Origin of the sequence: Microbulbifer zhoushanensis (assembly GCF_021729055.1) — a bacterium.
Lineage (GTDB): Bacteria > Pseudomonadota > Gammaproteobacteria > Pseudomonadales > Cellvibrionaceae > Microbulbifer > Microbulbifer zhoushanensis.
Genome location: NZ_JAJSAO010000005.1, coordinates 258,265 through 277,005 on the forward strand (window position 1 = coordinate 258,265; position 18,741 = coordinate 277,005).

Sequence of the window (18,741 nt, forward strand, 5' to 3'; positions counted from 1 at the left end):
TTCTCCCCCGGTCATTGCACGGCCAGCAGCAGGCCGCTGCCGGCGTTGACCAGCAGCAGGCCCAGCACCGCCCGCGCCAGATTCCGGTCGGCACTTACCCAGACCACCCCGGCCTTCCAGGCCAGCAGCCCGACAAACACCGCACTCACCAGGCGGGTACTCTCCTCCGCGTCGCTCCAGCCAAAAAACGACAGGGCAAATACCACGGCGCAGGTAAGCGGCAGCACCAAAGCGGCCAGGAAGCGTATGCTCCTGCGCAACCTGACACGCCCGGCGACCGTCGGTTCTGAACGGCGCGCGCGGGCCGGTCGTTGTGACAAGAGGTCCCGGCGCCGCGGCAATGCCCCACCCAGGATCACTACCAGCCAGGCCACCAGCGCCGTGAGAATTACACTGAAGCAGATGCCGAACTCCAGGCTGTAGGCGCCCGACCAGCTCCAGACTGACGCGACAAGCAACCCCCATCCCGCGAGCGTAAACAGGCGCTGCGGCCCGCTACGCTGCCATGCGAAATACAGGCAAGTGACACCGGAGAAAATACAGAGTCCAGCCACCAGGCCGGCAACAAGCGGCGATTCCATCATTGGTATTCCCGGCGAGAGAGGCCCGGCTCCTGTTTTTATGTCCCTGGAATTGCATACCGGTCCAGATGGCAGGGGATTGCCGCGCGGGACCAGCACAACCGCAGCAAACAATAATGCGATAGATTCTTATTTGCAACAAAGAAAGAAAAACGTCCGGGTATAGCCACAGGGCGGGCCGCAGGTCAGTGCACCTTGCTTTCAGAGAAGAGGTTGATGATCACCACACCGGCGACAATCAGCGTCATGCCGATCACCGCCGGCCAGTCCGGCACCTCGCGGTAGATAACCGCGCCCGCCAGGGCCACCAACAGGATCCCTACCCCGGCCCAGATGGCGTAGGCGATGCCCACCGGAATAGTGCGCAGTACCAGCGCCAGCATATAGAACGCCAGTCCGTAGCACACCACCACAACCAGCGACGGCAGTGGCCGGGTGAACTGCTCTGAGGCCTTCAGTGCAGTGGTACCGGCGACCTCGGCAACAATGGCAATGGCCAGGTACAGGTAAGCCATATTCTCACTCAACCAGGCGGGAAGAGCCTGGCGGTGCCCCTATGGCCCCGCCGGCAGTTTCCCGGTCAATGTCAGGGATAGGTATAGCTGGACTGCAGCCCCAGGGGCAGGCCGATGGACCAGTAGATCACCAGGAAGATCGACCAGCACAACAGGAAGGCCACTGAATAGGGCAGCATCAACGATACCAGGGTGCCGATACCGGTACCCTTCACGTAGCGCTGGCAATACACCACCACCAGTGGGAAATACGGCATCAGCGGGGTGATGATGTTGGTGGAGGAATCCCCCACCCGGTAGGCGGCCTGGGTCAGGTCCGGGGAGAAACCCACCTGCATCAGCATGGGTACAAAGATCGGGGCCAGCAGCGCCCATTTGGCGGAGGCGGAACCCACGAACAGGTTTACCGAGCCCACCAGCAGGATAATGCCCATCAGGGTCACGGGTCCCGGCAGGTTCATCGCCGCCAGCAGGCCGCCTCCCTCCACTGCCAGCAATGTACCGAGCCCGGAGCGGCCGAATTCGGCAATAAAGAGGGCACAGAAGAACGCCATCACGATGTAGTAGGACATGGAGCCGGTGGTCTTCGACATGGAGTCGATAACATCCTTCGACTTGCCAAAGGTGCCGGTCAGGTAGCCGAACACCACTCCCGGGATGATAAACAGCAGGAAGATCAGCGGCACGATCGACTTCATCGCCGGTGCACCGAAGGATGCCAGCTGGCCCGCACCATCGCGCAGGGCCGAGGACTCCGGCAGCATCCAGGCCACCAGCCCGGCAATGCCGGCAGCCATCACCAGCAGGGACCAGCGCAGCGCCCGGCGCTCGCGCTCGCCCATGTCCTGCATCACCGGCATCTCATTCTCGTCCCCGTCGATCTCCACGTCCCTGAGGCGCGGTTCGATGACCCGGTCGGTGAGCCACCAGCCCAGCAGCACGATCACCAGGCAGGAAGCCGAGGTAAAGGCCCAGTTGTTCAGTGGGTTGAGCTGTACCTGTGCATCCACGATCTGCGCCGCCGACTGGGTAAAGCCCTGTAACAGGGGATCGATCGCCGAGGGCACGAAGTTGGCAGAGAAACCACCAGAGACGCCGGCAAACGCCGCCGCAATACCGGCCAGCGGATGGCGTCCGGCCGCATAGAAGATCACCCCACCCAGCGGTATCACCAGCACGTAGCCCGCATCCACTGCCGTGTGGCTGACGATGGCGACGAGGATCACCATTGGGGTCAGCAGCATCTGCGGGGTTACTCCCAGCAGCTTTTTCAGCACCGCATTGATAAACCCGCTCTGCTCTGCGACACCCACGCCGAGCATGGCCACCAGCACCACCCCCAGGGGGGCAAAGCCGGTAAAGGTCGTGACCATGTTGGAGAGAAAGTATGCGAGTGACTCCCCCGAGAGGAGATTGTTGATGCGGATCGCCTCACCGGTTGCCGGGTGCTGCGCGTCAAAGCTGACCCCGGACAACAGCCAGGAGAAGACCCATACGGTGACCATCAGGATCAGGAAGAGTACCGCCGGGTCCGGCAGGCGGTTGCCGATCACTTCTACCCGGTTCAGCGCCCGGTTGACCCAGCTGTTTTTTTCAATGCCCTTGCCACCTTCTACACCGGCGGCAGGACTCGCCTCGACATCACTCATAACAGGGCTCCCTGTAATTAGTAGTTATTGTGCTTGTTTGTTGTTCTTATACATCCATCCGCGAGCCATGGCCCGCGGATGACTACATTGAGCGAATGCGCCGGCGAGCCGGCAACGCAATCAGCCGATCTTGCGGATACCCACCGCCGCGCGCAGCTTCTCGATAAACGGGGCGGAATAAGCCCGGGCCTTTTCGGCGCCCTTTTCCAGCTCTGCCTCGATATCCGCCGGGTTGGCCAGCAGCTCATGGTAACGCTCGCGGGCATCGCCGATCTGGCCATTGACCAGCTCGAACAGTTGCTTCTTGGCCTCGCCCCAGGCGATGCCCTCCTCGAAAGCCTTGCGCATCTCGGCGGTCTGCTCCGGGGTGGCAAACGCCTGCCAGACCTGGAACACGGTAGAGGTATCCGGGTCCTTGGGCTCGCCCGGTTCCAGCAGGTTGGTCTTGATCTTGTTGATGTGCTTTTTCAGCTGCTTTTCCGTCAGGAACAGCGGGATGGTATTGCCGTAGCTTTTACTCATCTTACGGCCGTCCAGGCCCTGCAGCACCGCTACATGATCATCCACGACCGCCTCCGGCAGCGCAAAGTGCTCGCCGTAATGGTGGTTGAAGCGCTGGGCGATATCACGGGCCATTTCGATGTGCTGGACCTGGTCCTTGCCCACAGGCACCTTGTTGGCGTTGAACATCAGGATATCGGCGGCCATCAGGATCGGGTAGCTGTACAGGCCCATGTTGATGCCGAAGTCGGAGTCCTCGCCGTCGGCCCGGTTGGCATCCACCGCCGCCTTGTAGGCGTGTGCACGGTTCATCAGGCCCTTGGCGGTCATGCAGGTCAGCAGCCAGGTGAGTTCCGGGATCTCATGGATATCGGACTGGCGGTAGAACACCACATTGTCGGTATTGAGTCCCAGGGCCAGCCAGGTGGCGGCAATTTCCCGGGTGGACTGGTGTACCTGCTCCGGGTCCTGGCACTTGATCAGCGCATGGTAGTCGGCGAGGAAGTAGAAGGACTGGTTGTTTTCCTCCTGGCTGGCGGCAATCGCCGGGCGGATGGCGCCCACGTAATTGCCCAGGTGGGGAGTGCCGGTGGTGGTGATGCCGGTCAGGACACGCTGCTTGCTCATAGATCCTTGGGTTTCCGTGCTACATACTGGTACAAATCTGAGCGACATGATACCCGTTTCAGCGGCGCGGTTGTATGCCGGGCCAACCGGCCCGGCCGCTCAAAATTCAACCAGGCCATATCTCTCCAGGGAGCCGGGTTGAACCGGTTACCACTACCAGCCCAAAGCCACCAGCACCTGACCCCACGCCCGGGGGACTACGTGCGCTTCACCCTGGAGCGCGCTTTTGACTTTCCGCTAACCATCCGGCTGGACCCGGTACCGGGTAGACTCTGTATTGCGGAAAGCACGCCCTGGGGCAAAGCCCGCACGGGGCCGGTATCACTGGAGGTCGAGGCCTCATTCGTCGACCGGATACGGCGGCTGGTAACCGGAAGCTACCTGGGCGCGCGCCCACCGCCGGAACGCCATGGCCTGGACGGCGCGGCCTGGAAGATAGAAGTTCAATGGGTAGGGGAGTACCATTCCAGCAGTGTATGGTCGCCGCAGTCAGGGCCCGAGTATGAACTGGGACGACGGCTGTTCAGGCGCGCGGCGCGCGCCGTCCCACTGGGCGAGCTCTACTGAGCCCGGGCACCACCACCCGCGTAACCCGGCCGGCTGGCCCGGGCCCCTGTTATGGAGACTTGGCAGAGACATCGATGGCCAAAGAAATCGAGAGAAAATTCCTGGTGGAGCCCGGCTTTGCCGCTACCCTGGCCACCCGGGAGGGGGGCACCGCCGTATCCCAGGGCTACCTGCCGGTGTCCGGCACATCCACAGTCCGGGCGCGAATCTATGGCGACCGCGGCTTTCTCACCCTCAAGGGGGCCACCAGGGGTATTTCCCGCAGCGAGTTCGAATACGAAATTCCCGTGGCGGATGCACAGGAAATTATCGACACCCTGTGTGGGGGCCAGGTCATCGAGAAAACCCGCCACATCGTAACCGTGGGACAGCACAAGTGGGAGATCGACATTTTCTCGGGGCGTAACCGGGGACTGGTAGTGGCCGAAATTGAGCTGGAGTCGGAGGCCGAGGAATTCGAGCGCCCGGACTGGGTCACAGCAGAGGTTACCGGCGATCCCCGCTATTACAATGCGAACCTGGTCGACACCCCGTATTGTGACTGGTAACCGGGAGCCCAATGACAGATCCATGCAGTAATAAAGCCGCTATGCGGCGAATGCTTGCCAGTAATATCGCCATGGCGAGCGAATCGAGGTAGCCAAGCGCCCCATGATCAAGAAGACCCTAGCCCTTATCCTCCTGGCTTGCTGCGGGGCTGCAGCCGCCCTCCTCGCCTTTCCCGGGCTCAAATACACGATCTACCGCGAGCTTCCGGTCGACCTGCGCTGGAAAATTTCATATATCACCTCGGACAAGTTCCTGGTCGGCATGGTGTTCCTGATTAAGAGGGAAGACTCCCTGTTGCTGGTCCGCCACCGCTACCAGGATGCCTGGGGCCTGCCCGGGGGATGGCTCGAGCACGGTGAAACCGTGGAGCAGGCGGTGCGGCGTGAACTACAGGAAGAAATAGGGGCCGAGGTGCTGTCCACCCGGGTACTCGACGTGCGCAAACCCGCCTATACACCGGTGGTTGATATCGCGGTCCAGTGTGAAATCGCGGAAGGGGATATGGTATTCAATGACAGCGAGGTGGTGGAGACCCGCTTCTTCGCCCCGGATGACCTGCCGGAGGATATCCTCTACACACACAAGCCATACATCCAGCGCTATATGGCACTATCGCGGCTGACTGCTGCGGGCCAGTAGCAGGCCCCTGCAACGGGTGCGCGACAGCTGTCACCCAGCTGGTACACTCCTGCCTGTCACCGCTTTTACAGCAAGGGCCCAAACACCCATGTGCAGCCTGTTCGATGCAGACGACCATGCCGGCATAGAGCGATTTCTCGAGCAGGTGGGCGTCGGCTACCCGCAGAGAATGATTTATGGCCGCCGGCGCCGGCCGACCTCACAGGTCAGCATTGTCACCGGCCGCCACGGGACGCCCGAACTGGAAACGGCAATCTGGCACCTGTACCTGCAGAAAGAGGGTGACCACTACAGCCCCCATAAAAAATACTGGTCCATCAACAGTAACTGGCGCAAGTTACCCAAGCGTCCGGAGTACCGGCACTCCCGCTGCCTGGTTCCGGCCAATGCCTGGGTTGAGAGCCAGCACGGCGACAACCCGGTGGAATTTTCGTTTGGACTACCTTTTTTCTTCTGCGGCCTGTACAAAAGCTGGGACGACGGCAGGCTGCTGAGCTGCTCGATCATTACGCTGCCCGCGCACCCGCTAACGGAACGCTTCCACGACAAGAGCCTGCCCATGATCGCCCCACCAAGCAGCGGATTTATCCGCCAGTGGCTGTCAGGCGATACCGATACCACGCCCTTCAGCCCCTACCTGGTACCGCGGGTCGACTACGCTGACCGGGTCCTGCAATACCGGCCACTGAAACGCGCCACATCCACCGACTACACCGGTCCCGCTCTGCCGGTGGGCGCGCCCGGTGAGGGGCAGTCATGAACACATTCCTGGCCGTTATCGCGCTGGCAATCCTGGTCTGGGTGCTGCCGGTCTACTGGCAGAAATGGCGGCGGCGCTACCTGCGAGCGCGTCCCCTCACACCGTCGGGCTACCGGCACCTGCAATCCGCCCTGCCCTTTTACTCGGCCCTGGCGCCGGAAGCCCAGCGGGAATTGTGCGCCAATGTGAGCCTGTTCCTGCATGACAAGGAGTTTGTCGGCTGTGACGGCCTGCGGATAACCGATGAAATGCGGCTCTGCGTGGCCGCCTGGGCCTGCCTGCTGCTGACCGGCCGGCAAAACCGCTGCTACCCCGCACTGCGAACCGTGCTGCTTTACCCCGATACCTATGTGGCGCGGGAAACCCATTTCGAGGGCGCCATCGAGATGACCGCCGCCAGCGCGCGGGAGGGGGAGTCCCACTATCTCGGGCCGGTGGTGCTGTCCTGGGCTGACATCGAGGAAGACCTGCTCCACCCACAACAGGGCCGCAATGTGATCGTGCACGAATTTGCCCACAAGCTGGACGAAGAGGACGGTGTCTATGACGGCCGCCCCCTGTTCACCGATAATGAATCGGGACGTAACTGGGCGCCGGTCTTTCGGGAGGAATATGAGCGACTGCGACACCAGGTGATTAGGCAGGAGAAGAAAACAGGGACAGGCAATACCGGGAGCGACGAGGCTGCCGGGGGACAGGCTTCCATTCTCGACCCCTATGGCGCCCAGTCACCGGCGGAGTTTTTCGCCGTGGCATCAGAGTCTTTTTTCTCGATCCCGGTGGAGCTCAGGGACCACCATGGGAAGCTGTATGCAGAGCTGCGGGCCTTCTACCATCTGGACCCCGCCGCTTGGCACGATGAAAATCTGCGGGGCAGTCAACATCCAGCGTAACGCCTATATCATCCACCGGCACGTCGCACAGTGCGGCGGGATTGGCACGGATTACCCGCTCCCAGTCCTTCCGGGCCCGCAACTGGGCCAGTTGCCCCAGGAAGCACCGGCCGAACACCACCGGCTTGCCCCGCTGCCCCGCGAATACCGGCGCACAGATCTTGTCCGCCGCGCAGTGGCGCAAGAGCTCGCACAATGACTCGGGCCTTACAAACGGCATATCTGCCGGGCAGATCGCCAGGGCCCGTGGCGGCTCATCCAGCGACGCCAGTTTCGCGGCGGCAGCGGAGATACTGGCACCGATCCCTACCGGCCAGGCGGGGGCACGCACCAACTCCCCACCCTGCCCCGCCAGCAGGCGGCCCACCAGCCCGTCCCGGGAACGAACCACCACCTGCAGCCGGCCCGGCTCGGCGGGGCCCGGCCCCAGGGTATCCAGGGCCGCGCGAATACCGGCCAGTGTTGCCAGCAGCATGGGCTCCCCGTCGATATCCGCCAGGCGCTTGTCACTGCCGAACCGGTGCGAGTAGCCGGCGGCGAGAAGGATAGCGGCGTATTCCATCAGTGGCTCCCTGCCCCGGCGTCTTTCATGCCAACGCGGCTGTCCGGGTTTCCCCAAACTAATAGTCCCTCTTCCACTGAAGCTCCACGCTGCCGGCGCCACTTTCATTGCTACCGGCGGATTTCAGCTCCAGGTTCAGGTTGCGCCGCAATTCAATCTGCATCTGGGCCTCCCAGGGGTTGAGGGGATCAGTACTGCGCTGCAGTTCGATAAAAATGCGGCTGGTAATGTACTTGCCCAGGCTGAGCGCATAGCGATCCTGGCCTTCCTCGCCCTCCTCGCTCTTGATATCCAGCGTATCGACCCCGAGTAACTCCCGGGTTTTGGCCACCGGGTCGAAGCCGGCCCCGCCGCCCTGCAGGGTGCGCACTACCGTCACCAGCCTTACCGCCTGCAGTGGCGATATATCCTGCAGTGACTTGCCAAACAGCAGCTGGGCGAAGATCTCATCCTGGGCCGCCTCGGGCGTGGAGCTGAATTCGATATCCAGGTCGTCGGCGGTGCCGGAAATCTCGGCAATAATTTCACCGTCACTGTACTCGTGACGCCCCTTGACGAAAATGGCAGCCTCGCTGTTCTCGAACAGCACCCGACCTTCCAGCAACTCAAAGCGCTTGCCCAGCAGGTCGAAATTACCCCGCACGATGGTGAGTTCCCCGGATGCGTTCGGGTTGGCCGCGGTGCCGGCGACATTTACCTGCCCCTGCAGCTCCGAGTTCAACCCCAGGCCACGCACGTAGGATTGCTGGTCCAGCACAACCTGGATCGCCAGCGCGATGTTCTCCAGGATGGGCGGGCCGCGCTGCTGCACCGGGCCGTCCACCTCGACTTCAACCACCTCGATTTCCGGCACACTGCTGCCGAACAGTTGCTCTACCTGTACTTCCAGCGGCCGCAGGGTCAGGCGCCCCTCCAGGCGCGCGTCCTCGGTGGTCCCGCTCAGTCCCAGCGTGCCGGATACAGCGCCGCGCACGGCGGGGGAATTGAGCAGGTGCAACCGCTGTGCACGCACCTCGAACGCCAGCTGCGGTGGCCCCACTGCCGGGAAGGTCACTGCACCACCGATATCAATGCGGCCATCCTCCCGGTCCTCCGCCCGCGCCTCCTCGATCACCCAGCGATCCGGGGTCAGGCGCGCCAGCAGGGCAATACGTCGCAGGCGGGTATTGCTCGGGCGATGTTCGTAGGAGCCCCCTTCAAGGCGCACCTCCCCCAGCATCCGGGGCTTCTCCACGGTGCCATCCGCGGTCAGGGTAAATTGCAGCTGCCCCTGCATGGTGTGAATCCCGGGATCGAGAAAAGCCTCAAGCACGGACAGGTCCGCGCTGCCCCCGCTGTCCAGGGCCAGGGGCAATGGCGGCCGCGCACTGCCGGCCGGGCGCTCGGCCAGCAGTATTTCCAGGATTGGCCCCACCTCCAGCTGTGCACTGGCCTCCGCCGCCCGGCGCGTGCCATGGTCCATCTCCAATTCCAGTTCCAGTGTGGGCCCCCGGGTCTGCCAGCGGATCGCGCCGGACAACGGTTTGCCATCAGTGACGCTGGTGAGGCCCAGCTCCCCCTGCAACTGCGGTTTGCGCGGACTGCCGGCGGCGGTCGCCTGCAGGGTAATCTCACCACGTTCGTTCAGTTCCGCCGGCAGGCCCAGCTCCAGGTCGGCCAGCATGGCATTGCCCCGCAGCTCCAGGTCGAGCTCTTTTTCATTCAGGCTGCCTTCGGCCAGAAGTCGGTTGCGGCCCGCCCACTGCAGGTCGACACCGGACAGGGAAATACTGCCCTGGCGGTAACCCACGTCGCCCTGCAGGCGCCAGGGCTCCTCGCGGAAGCTGCCCTGGGCGAGGATATTGACCTGGGCCTCGGGACTGGCGAAAGGCCCGGAGAATTCCCCGTCGAGGCTCACCTCACCCTCCAGTGTGGCGGGCAGGGACACGCCCGCCAACTCTGCCAGGGATACCGGGATATTGCGCCCCGCCACTGTTCCCCGGGCACGCTGCTTGCCCGGCTCGACGATCCCGTCCAGCTGCAGCCAGGCCTCACCCTGCCAGGCCAGCTGGGCGGATTCCCGGGCCAGCTCGCGCACGCGACTGGGGCTCTGCTGCGGCGCAAGTGAACCTTTGCCTCCCTCATCGCCATTGGTGACCGGGGACTGTTGTCCCGCCAGGGCGGTCACACCAAAACCGCGGCCGGGATCGAGACTGGAGAGTTCCAGCCGCACTCCGTCCAGCTGGATCCGGTCCATATCCCCGGCCACAGCCCCCTCCAGGCTATAGCGATAGTCTCGGTACTTGCCGTCCGAGTTAATACTGGCCTGGAGCTGTGGCTTGCTCCAGGGCCCGCGCACGGACAATTCCGCATCCAGGTTGACGGCAATGCCGGCCAGCTCGGGGATATCGAGCAGCAACCGCGGCGGGAATTCATCTGCCCTCGCCGTGAGTTGCAGCTGCAGGGTTTCCTTTTCCAGCGAGACGTCGCCATTCCCCCCCAGCTGGAAATGTTCGCCGCTGAGGCTGAATTCCCGCACGCGAATCTTTTTCGGGCTCCCCGCAACCACGGCGCGGAGATCACCCTGCAGCTCGCCATAAACCGGGCTGGCGCGGAGCGTGGCGGTAAAGTCCGGGTTGCCCCAGGGGCCACGGGCGCTGAGCTGCAGGCCGTCGATGGCACCGGAAAGCTCCGGCGGCAACTCCACCCGGCTCTCTTCCGGCAGCACCGCCAGCAGCGCGCGGATATCGTCCAGTTCCAGGCGCGCCAGCTCGCCCTGAAGATCGATGGACTCTGCGGGAATGTCCACTTCGCCGGCCAGGTCCAGGCGGGCGCCGGCAAATTCCAGCGTCGCACCCGCCAGCTCGATCACCTCATCCCGGGTCTGCACCCGGCCCTCCAGGTGTACCGGCTGCTGGCGGTAACTACTGCGCAGCTCCACCATCCCTGAGACCGCCGGCAGCGACAGCGGGCCCTGCAGTGACAGGTCGGCGCTGAGCCAGCCGCCCTGCAGGTAATCCTGCCAGGGCTGTGAAATGGCCAGCGGCAGGCGATTGAGCCGAATTTCCGCATCCACCCGTTCGCCGCTGACAGAGCCTGAAATCGCGTGTTTTGTGTCATCGACAGTCAGCGAAAGGCCGCCGGTCTCCACCAGCCAGGGCGACAGTGCGATTTCCAGGGGCCCGGCAAGCCCGAAGCGGTGGGACACCAGCGGCAGGGAAAATTCCTCGATGGTGACTGCCAGCCGGTCACCGGACTCGCGCACTGCAATCCGGCCACTGGCATCCAGCGCCTGCCCGGAGGGCAGCTGCAACAGCTGGCCGGCAAATCCGCCGCTGTCCTCGCGCGCCAGGAATTCCACCCGGTAACGCCCTTCACTGGTCTCGCGGGCAGCCAGGCTTACCAACAGCCCCGCCCCGTCCAGCTCGCGTATTTCCAGCCCCCCGCGGGTTGTCTCGCCCTGCCAGCGAAAGTAGCCGTCCCCGTCCACGGCCACCGGGGGCAAATCCGGGTAGCGCCGGTCGATCACCCGCAGGCGATCGATGTCCAGCCGGCCGAGCCTGATGGAGGGAATATCGAGCGCCGCCGCCGGCTGCTCCTCCACCTCTGCCTCGGCCTGCTCGGCGCCCGCCTCCAGCAGCGACTGCAACACATCCAGGTCCAGCAACAGGTCGGCGGCACCCACCCGCTCGATATCCACCCTGCCGGCGACAAGCCCCGGCAGGTCGATGCCCAGCGCCAGCCCACGGGCCTGTAACAGCACCTCGCCCTCGTAATCCACTTTCAGGGAGGAAAACGACCAGGCGCCCAGGCGTTCACTGGCCACCTCGCCCGCCTGGATGCGTAGCCCCGGCACAAGGCGCTCGGAGAGGGCGAGCGCGCCGTGCGTCAGGGATACGCGCCCCGGGCCGGTGCCAACGAAATAAAGCAACGCCAGCAGAAGCACCAGCAGCACACTGGACACCAGTGCACCGCGACCGCCCAGGGAGTGCCAGAGACTGCGGAGCACCGTGCCAATGGCGCGCACGAAACCAGATGCCAGGGCAGAGAGCGACCGTGCCATATCAGAACGCCTGCCCCAGGCTCACGTATACTTGGAAGTCGTCATCGAGCCCTTCCCGCTTATCCAGTGGCACTGCAATGTCGAAGCGCACGGGCGCGAAGGAGGTGAAATAGCGCACACCGATACCCGCCCCCCACAACAGCGAATCGAAGCGCGGTTCAGGATCCAGGTAGGCATTGCCACCATCGACGAATATCACCCCGCCCCATTTTTCAGTAAAACGCAGACGTCCTTCCAGGGATATCTCACTGAGGGCGCGACCGCCAATCGGGTCACTCAGGCGCGGTTGCTCGCCCGGCTCTTCCGGCTCGATCACCCGGCGCGGGCCCAGCGCCTGGTAACCGTAGCCGCGCACGGAGCCACCGCCGCCGGCGTAGAAGCGCTCGTCCGCCGGCACATCGGCATTGTCGGCACCGGATATCACCCCGGCCTTGAGGCGCAGCGCCAGGGTTGGCTCCCAGCGGGTATCTGCAAGCGTGTGGTAACCGGTCCCTACCACCAGGCTTTTCACAAAATTGCTGCCGCTGGTGCCGAGGTCCACATAGGGCTTCACCTCCAGCGCCGCAGTCGCACCCTTGCGCGCATCGAGCGGGCTGTCGGTCGTATCCCATTTCAGGCCCAGCGGGAAAGCCAGCAACTGGTAGTTCTCGGTGATACCGCCCTCTTCCTCGATATCACTGAATTTCAGCTCGCTGCCGACACTCGCCGTCCGATGCTCACTGAGCTTGCGGGAGATGGTTGCACCCACGGTGAACGATTCCGCCTGGTAGGCATCGCGCTCCTCATTGGAGAGTTCCACCTTGCCGGTCAGGTCCTGGTCATCGCGCAGGAAGCGTGGCACCAGCAGTCGCGCCTTCAGGCTCTGCTGCACGGGATTGGCCTTGCTCTCGATATCAATTTTCTCGCCGCGATGGAAAACATTGCGGTGCTCCCAGCCCGCCGACACACCGGCGCCCTCGCTGGAGGTGTAGCCGACACCCAGCTTGACGGTGCGATGCTTGCGCTCCTGGATCCGGAAAGTAATATCCACAACACCGCCGTAGGGCTCGGAAACCTCGCTGCCCACCCCGGCCACCAGGTTGGTACGCAGCAATCGCAACTGGGCAGCGTCCAGCCGGCTGCGCTTGAAACACTCACCGGACGTGATGCCGACTTTATCGCGCAGGTAATCGCCATCGATTGTGGTAACACCCTCGATATAGACCTGGCCCACAACAACCTCGGGACTGGGGGCCACACGGTAAACCAGTCGCGCAGCAGCCTCGCTGTGTATGACCGTGGCCTCATAACTCACATCCACATTCAACAGGCAGGCATTGTCATTGAGGTACTTCTCGATCACTGTCACGCCTTCCTTGACCTTCTCGGCGTTGAGTGGATCGCCAATCTGCAGGGGCAGCGCGCCGAGGCCACGACGCAACTGGGGCGGCATCTCCACCGAGATATCCTTGATCAGGTAGCGGGGGCCCGGCTCGACGCGATAGACAATCTTGCCGTCACTAACCGATTCGCGCACACGGCTGTCGTAGTAGCCGCGCGAGCGCAGCAGTTTCTCCAGGTTACCCCGTTCGTAGCGCGCCACATCCCGCGGGTCCTCATAGTTCTCCAGCACACTGCTGCCCTTGCGCAGGTCCTTGAGCTGGTCGCCCAGCCACTCTTCCAGGTCACGGTCACCCGCTACCCGCACCCGGAAATCGGGTAGTTGATCGAAGAAGGGAATGGCGCGCGCAGCCTGCATGGGGCCGAACAGCACTGCCGCCAGGAGAATACCGATTAGTACGCGCAAAGAACTCATCCATTATTGAATTACGGCTGTGGGGAATCGCCGCGCAGCCGATCCCGCCCGGGCGGGCGGGAAGAATGTCCATTTACCCTTCGATCCTGGTTTGCGCCGGAAGTTGCGTGTCCCGGGTCAGCGGGTGCTGCCGGCGCCGGTGCCGAGCAGCGGGTTGCAGTCGCGGATTATCACCCGGCCTTCCAGCAGGTTGCCCTTGGAATATTCGGAGAAAATACACTGGTTCGTTTGCGGATCGTAATTCTCGATCCACAGGTTGTCTTCTTTCCAGGTGGCACCGATATGGCGCTGCCCCTCAGGCACGGAAATACGCATCACCCCGCCAAACCGCTTGACGAAGACCTGTTCGAAATGGAAATAGTAAGCGAGCCAACCCACCAGAAAGATAATGACAGCAAAAATGCCCCCCACTTTCAGGCTACCCATGCGACTACCCGCCAGGAGCGAAAAAACGACAAGGGCAATCACTGCTGCCCAGTAGAGATACGTGATCATCAGTGCTCTTCCGTGAAGATTATTGGAGGTTATAAAAGCGTTTCTTGCGACTTCAGGGTAGCGCAGTTTGGCAGGAATGGTACAGCGCCAGGGGATGGGGCGACGCGGAGAAGGGACCGGGCGGCTGCCGGTTTATACCGGCCGCCGCCCTTTGCCGGAATCGATCAGTTGGATCCCAGTTCCGGCAGGTTTTTATAAAGTGCCAGGGCCTCGGGGTTGGCCAGCGCTTCCTGGTTCTTCACCGGCTTGCCGTGCACCACATTGCGTACCGCCAGTTCAACGATTTTACCGCTGATGGTACGTGGGATATCGGTGACCTGGATCACCTTGGCCGGCACATGGCGCGGCGTGGTGTTGGCGCGGATGGTGGTACGGATCTTCTGCACCAGCTCATCGTCCAGGGTGACACCGTCGCGCAGAACCACGAACAACACCACCCGAACATCATCCTGCCATTCCTGGCCGATACAGATACTGTCCAGCACCTCCTCGACTTTTTCCACCTGGCGATAGATCTCGGCGGTACCGATACGCACCCCGCCGGGGTTGAGTACCGCATCAGAGCGGCCGTAAATGATCACCCCGCCATGTCCGGTGATTTCCGCGTAATCACCATGGGCCCATACGCCAGGCCAGTTCTCGAAGTACGCGCTGTGGTACCTGGAACCATCTTCATCATTCCAGAACCCGATCGGCATACACGGAAAGGATTTCGCGCATACCAGCTCACCTTTCTCACCGACCACCGGCTCGCCGTCGTCGTTCCATACCTCCACGGCCATGCCCAGCCCACGGCACTGCAGCTCACCGGCATAGACCGGCAGGGCCGGGTTGCCCAGGGCAAAACAGGAGATGATGTCAGTGCCACCGGAGATGGAAGACAGGCACAGGTCGGCCTTGATATCCCGGTAGACATAGCGGAAACCCTCGTGGGCCAACGGTGAACCAGTCGACAGCACTGCGCGCAGGTTCTCCAGTTTATGGGTCTCGCGGGGCTTGCGGCCGGCCTTTTCCAGCGCGGCGATGTACTTGGCGCTGGTGCCGAAAACACTGATGCCTTCCTCGTCCGCCATATCCCACAGGCTCTCCGCCGCCGGGTAGAACGGGGAACCGTCGAACAGCACCAGGGTAGCACCGCAGGCGAGGCCACTCACCAGCCAGTTCCACATCATCCAACCACAGGTGGTGAAGTAGAACAGGGTATCGTCCCGGTCCAGATCACAGTGCAGGCGGTGCTCCTTGAGGTGCTGCAGCAGGGTGCCGCCGGCACCGTGCACGATGCACTTGGGCACCCCGGTGGTTCCGGAGGAATACATGATATACAGCGGGTGGTTGAACTCCGTCTGCACGAAAGTCAGCGGCTGTTCCGGGGCGCCTTTGATAAAGGCCTCCACAGTGGTACTGCCCGGCAGGTCGGCCACGGCTGCAGCCGTATCTCCGGCGGAGCGCGCCACCGGCACCACCACTATCTTCTCCAGCGAGTCGATTCGCGCGGCTATCTCGTGGATCCGCGGCAGGGAATCGATGGTCTTGCCGTTGTAGAAATAGCCCTCACAGGCAAACAGCACTTTCGGCGCCACCTGGCCAAAGCGGTCGAGCACCCCGTTGATCCCGAAATCCGGTGAACAGGAGGTCCAGATGGCACCCAGGCTGGCGGTAGCCAGCATCGCGACCACAGTATCCATGACATTGGGCATGAAACCGGCGACACGGTCGCCCTCGACGACGCCCTGTTCCGCCAGTGCCGCGGCCAGGCGCTCCACCCGGGCAAACAGTTCAGCGTAGGTGAGCTGGCGGCGGCTGCCATTTTCCAGTCGCTCCACCAGGGCCGTGCGATCGTCGCGGTAACGCAGGAGGTTCTCGGCGAAATTCAGCCGCGCGCCGGGAAACCAGCGCGCTCCTGGCATCTCGTCATTCTCCAGCACGGTGTCGCCCCGCTCGCTGGCTATGACCCCGGTCTCGTCCCACAACAGCTTCCAGAACTCCTCCCGATGATCCACCGACCACTGGTGCAGCGCGTGGTAATCCTCCAGTTTGGTGGAGAAGCGCTCGTTGACCAGCCGGCGGAACCGGTCCATCTGGGTGGCGGCTACGGCCTCCGGCGTCGGCTGCCACAGGGGCTGTGCGGTTATACTCATCTCGTCTGACCTTCTGTGTTTATTGTCTTCCGGGCCCGGAAAAATACGGGCATCACAGGCATGTCACAATCATGCCTTGGTCTTACCCTTAATAAAATTTAAAATATATTTATAATTGTTAACTTTAAGTTAAATTATGACCAGGTTACGGTTAACAGTCTAATGAGTGCCACTCTCAAGCAATTGCGCGCTTTTGTCGCGGTCGCCAGAAGCCGCAGCCTGGCCGAGGCCAGCGCCCTGCTGCATATCTCGCAACCGGCCCTGTCGGTGGCCATCCGCAACCTGGAGGAGGCAGCGGGCGGCCCATTGTTCAACCGCGACAGTCGCCAGCTGGCACTCACGCCGGAAGGGAGCGAGTTTCTCGGCCGGGCGGAACAACTCCTGAATAACTGGGACCAGTCCATGGAGGCGATCCAGCAACGCTTCAGGCTGGAACAGGGACAACTGAACCTGGCGGTGATACCCGCCTTTGCCCTTAACCGGTTGCCGGGCTTGTTGGCAGAATTCAATCGCCGGCATCCATCCATCAACATCGTGATCGAGGATATCGTAATGGAGCGGGTGCAGCGGGCTGTCCAGGAAGGCCGAGCGGAAATTGGCATTGCATTCCGCCCCGATGACCTGGCCGGACTCGAATTTCACGGATTTGCGAGAGATCGCTTTATCGCAGTAGTGCCACCGGAACACCCGCTGGCGGACCGGGACTCTGTGACCTGGCAGGCGCTCGCCGCGGAGCCGTTTATCGCCATGAACCGGGGCTCGGCAGTGAGGCGCTGGACCGATGCGGCGATGGCAGAGAGCGGCTACAGTGGCAGGTTATTATGCGAAGCCAACCAACTCAGCACTATCGGCCAGCTGGTGCGGGCCGGCATCGGCGCCAGCGTGGTCCCTGAGCTTTGCCGACCGCAGATGCGCGACTACGGCCTGCCCTGCCTCCCCCTGCAGGCACCAGTGGTTGAGCAGGAAGTCGGTGTGCTGCTGCGCAGCCGCGGTGCGCTGTCGGCACCGGCCAGTGCACTTTTGCAGCTGGTGACAGAGCCATCCGGCAGCCACTGAAGCCGCCTCCTCTTAAGCACTCAGGCCGGCCGGTCGGCGATCGTGCGGAAGTAGCGTCGCAGGTTCTGCAGCAGGTCCCACCCGGTAACCAGCGCGGCAACGATAACCACCAGCTGCCACTTGGCTGCCGGCATTTCCCATGAATTAACCCCGGCGCCTTCCCACTGCAAGCTGAATACCTGCTCCAGGCCGAACAGCTGCGCAAAGAGAAACAGCCACAACAGGTTGATGGCACTGTCCAGTGCCAGCTTGGCCCGGGTCCAGAATGGCAGGAAGAGCTTGTCCAGTGCCATCAACAGGTTCAGGGCAATAGCCATGTTCAACCACGGGAGCAGTGCGCGCAATTCGCTGGATATCGTGACCTCAATACCCCCGGGGCCGGTCACCTGAATCGCGGGAAACAGGTCGTTGAGCCAGCCCGCGAGCAGGACCATGGCCACCAGCTCCACCGCGCTGTCAAAAGCGCTGATACGCTGGCCCGCTGCGGCAATCCTGGGCAGTTTCCGGGGATCCCACTTGCCGAATGCATCGCTGAAACTGATGCTTTCACCGGCCAGGAAAAAGCCCAGTGTCACCAGTGCAAAACTGTATAGGCCTGCATCGAAACTGCCCTTCAACCACCCCAGAGCGGCGGCCAGGAACTGCGGCTGCGACTGGTTGAGCAACTCGACCAGTAGCACCGCACCGTTACCGATCAGGATCGCCAGGAAGACCCACTTCAGGACCTGCATATACAGTGGTAACAGCGCCTCACTCACCAGCGCCCTGCGCGGCTGGTAGGCCGCAGCCACTTCCATCGGATGCCCCCTGCGCTTGAGCAATTCCGACAGCTCGGACTCGGTGGGATCACGGCCCAGCGCCTCGCTTAAATCGTCGTACTGGTCCTGCAGGCCCGAATAGAGTTCGCTGCCGATATCATCCCGCAGGCCGCCCGGCAGGTAAGTCTTGACGTTATCCACATATCGCTGCAGTAGTTCCATTACCACTCCTCCCCAAGCTTATCGATAGCGTGATTAAGTTTGCGCCACTCCCCTGTCATCAGTTCCAATGCCGCCCTGCCATCTTCCGCGATGACATAAAAGCGCCGTTTGCGGCCATCGTGGACCTGCCAGGTGCTGCTGAGCAGCCCCTGTCCCTCGAGCCGCCGGAGCAGCGGGTAGAGCGTGCCCTCGTCGATTTCCAGGCCGATGGCGGCGAGACGCTTGCGTAGGGAATAGCCGTAGTGCGGCTTACCCAGGGCCCGCAGCACCGCCAGTACCAGCATCCCCCGGCGCATTTCCATCGCCAGTTTGTTGAGCCGCTCCGCATCCAGCGTCATGTCGCTCCTCCACATACTGTGTGATGCACAGCATATACTGTGTAACACACAGCG

Annotated in this window: 17 protein-coding genes; 6 read left to right on the top strand and 11 right to left on the bottom strand. The window is 62.6% G+C overall.

Features of this window, described 5'->3' with window-relative positions:
- Positions 1 to 11: 11 nt before the first annotated feature.
- The 4 genes from LVD10_RS11920 to LVD10_RS11935 all read right to left on the bottom strand — a co-directional run bounded on the left by LVD10_RS11920 (position 12) and on the right by LVD10_RS11935 (position 3,873).
- Positions 12 to 584 carry a hypothetical protein gene (locus tag LVD10_RS11920; protein ID WP_237063783.1) on the bottom strand — a complete coding sequence of 191 codons (573 nt, stop codon included), beginning with the start codon at positions 582 to 584 and terminating at the stop codon, positions 12 to 14.
- 182 nt (positions 585 to 766) lie between these two features.
- A complete protein-coding gene (locus tag LVD10_RS11925; protein WP_232941655.1) occupies positions 767 to 1,096 on the bottom strand; it encodes a DMT family transporter in 330 nt (109 codons plus the stop codon).
- A gap of 71 nt (positions 1,097 to 1,167) precedes the next feature.
- A complete protein-coding gene (locus tag LVD10_RS11930; RefSeq protein ID WP_237063785.1) occupies positions 1,168 to 2,745 on the bottom strand; it encodes an AbgT family transporter in 1,578 nt (525 codons plus the stop codon).
- Positions 2,746 to 2,865: 120 nt separating this feature from the next.
- Positions 2,866 to 3,873, bottom strand: coding sequence for a tryptophan--tRNA ligase (locus LVD10_RS11935; protein ID WP_232941653.1), 1,008 nt, complete (start codon positions 3,871 to 3,873; stop codon positions 2,866 to 2,868).
- Between the two features lie 138 nt (positions 3,874 to 4,011).
- On the opposite strand from LVD10_RS11935, the gene LVD10_RS11940 reads away from it, so the two are divergent.
- The 5 genes from LVD10_RS11940 (at position 4,012) to LVD10_RS11960 (ending at position 7,281) form a co-directional block, all read left to right on the top strand.
- The gene (locus tag LVD10_RS11940) at positions 4,012 to 4,440 is read left to right on the top strand and encodes a hypothetical protein (RefSeq protein WP_232941652.1); all 429 of its coding nucleotides are present in this window, start codon (positions 4,012 to 4,014) and stop codon (positions 4,438 to 4,440) included.
- A 74-nt stretch (positions 4,441 to 4,514) separates the two neighbouring features.
- On the top strand, positions 4,515 to 4,988 hold the full coding sequence (locus LVD10_RS11945) for a CYTH domain-containing protein (protein ID WP_232941651.1): 474 nt from the start codon (positions 4,515 to 4,517) through the stop codon (positions 4,986 to 4,988).
- Between the two features lie 103 nt (positions 4,989 to 5,091).
- A complete protein-coding gene (locus LVD10_RS11950; protein WP_232941650.1) occupies positions 5,092 to 5,628 on the top strand; it encodes an NUDIX domain-containing protein in 537 nt (178 codons plus the stop codon).
- A gap of 88 nt (positions 5,629 to 5,716) precedes the next feature.
- On the top strand, positions 5,717 to 6,388 hold the full coding sequence (locus LVD10_RS11955) for an SOS response-associated peptidase family protein (RefSeq protein WP_237063787.1): 672 nt from the start codon (positions 5,717 to 5,719) through the stop codon (positions 6,386 to 6,388).
- Positions 6,385 to 7,281 carry a M90 family metallopeptidase gene (locus LVD10_RS11960; protein WP_237063789.1) on the top strand — a complete coding sequence of 299 codons (897 nt, stop codon included), beginning with the start codon at positions 6,385 to 6,387 and terminating at the stop codon, positions 7,279 to 7,281. Before LVD10_RS11955 ends, LVD10_RS11960 begins: the two co-directional genes overlap by 4 nt.
- On the opposite strand, the gene LVD10_RS11965 is transcribed toward LVD10_RS11960, so the two are convergent.
- The 5 genes from LVD10_RS11965 to LVD10_RS11985 all read right to left on the bottom strand — a co-directional run bounded on the left by LVD10_RS11965 (position 7,175) and on the right by LVD10_RS11985 (position 16,313).
- Positions 7,175 to 7,843 carry a nucleotidyltransferase family protein gene (locus LVD10_RS11965; RefSeq protein WP_237063791.1) on the bottom strand — a complete coding sequence of 223 codons (669 nt, stop codon included), beginning with the start codon at positions 7,841 to 7,843 and terminating at the stop codon, positions 7,175 to 7,177. The two genes, LVD10_RS11960 and LVD10_RS11965, sit on opposite strands and share 107 nt — an antisense overlap.
- 58 nt (positions 7,844 to 7,901) lie before the next feature.
- Positions 7,902 to 11,885 (bottom strand): translocation/assembly module TamB domain-containing protein, encoded by a 3,984-nt coding sequence (locus tag LVD10_RS11970; protein ID WP_237063793.1) that lies wholly within the window; start codon positions 11,883 to 11,885, stop codon positions 7,902 to 7,904.
- Position 11,886: 1 nt separating this feature from the next.
- Positions 11,887 to 13,671, bottom strand: coding sequence for an autotransporter assembly complex protein TamA (locus tag LVD10_RS11975; protein WP_232941645.1), 1,785 nt, complete (start codon positions 13,669 to 13,671; stop codon positions 11,887 to 11,889).
- Positions 13,672 to 13,797: 126 nt separating this feature from the next.
- Complete coding sequence (locus LVD10_RS11980) at positions 13,798 to 14,175, bottom strand: hypothetical protein (protein WP_232941644.1); 378 nt, start codon at positions 14,173 to 14,175, stop codon at positions 13,798 to 13,800.
- 164 nt (positions 14,176 to 14,339) lie between these two features.
- A complete protein-coding gene (locus LVD10_RS11985; protein WP_255774687.1) occupies positions 14,340 to 16,313 on the bottom strand; it encodes an acetoacetate--CoA ligase in 1,974 nt (657 codons plus the stop codon).
- Positions 16,314 to 16,475: 162 nt separating this feature from the next.
- Between LVD10_RS11985 and LVD10_RS11990 the strand changes: the two genes are divergently transcribed.
- Positions 16,476 to 17,369: a LysR family transcriptional regulator gene (locus tag LVD10_RS11990; RefSeq protein WP_232941643.1), complete on the top strand. Its 894-nt coding sequence runs from the start codon at positions 16,476 to 16,478 to the stop codon at positions 17,367 to 17,369.
- 20 nt (positions 17,370 to 17,389) lie between these two features.
- Here the strand turns inward: LVD10_RS11990 and LVD10_RS11995 are convergent, their stop codons facing one another.
- Both LVD10_RS11995 and LVD10_RS12000 read right to left on the bottom strand, forming a co-directional pair.
- Positions 17,390 to 18,349, bottom strand: coding sequence for a hypothetical protein (locus LVD10_RS11995; protein WP_237063795.1), 960 nt, complete (start codon positions 18,347 to 18,349; stop codon positions 17,390 to 17,392).
- Complete coding sequence (locus tag LVD10_RS12000; RefSeq protein WP_232941641.1) at positions 18,349 to 18,687, bottom strand: PadR family transcriptional regulator; 339 nt, start codon at positions 18,685 to 18,687, stop codon at positions 18,349 to 18,351. Before LVD10_RS12000 ends, LVD10_RS11995 begins: the two co-directional genes overlap by 1 nt.
- Positions 18,688 to 18,741: the final 54 nt, after the last annotated feature.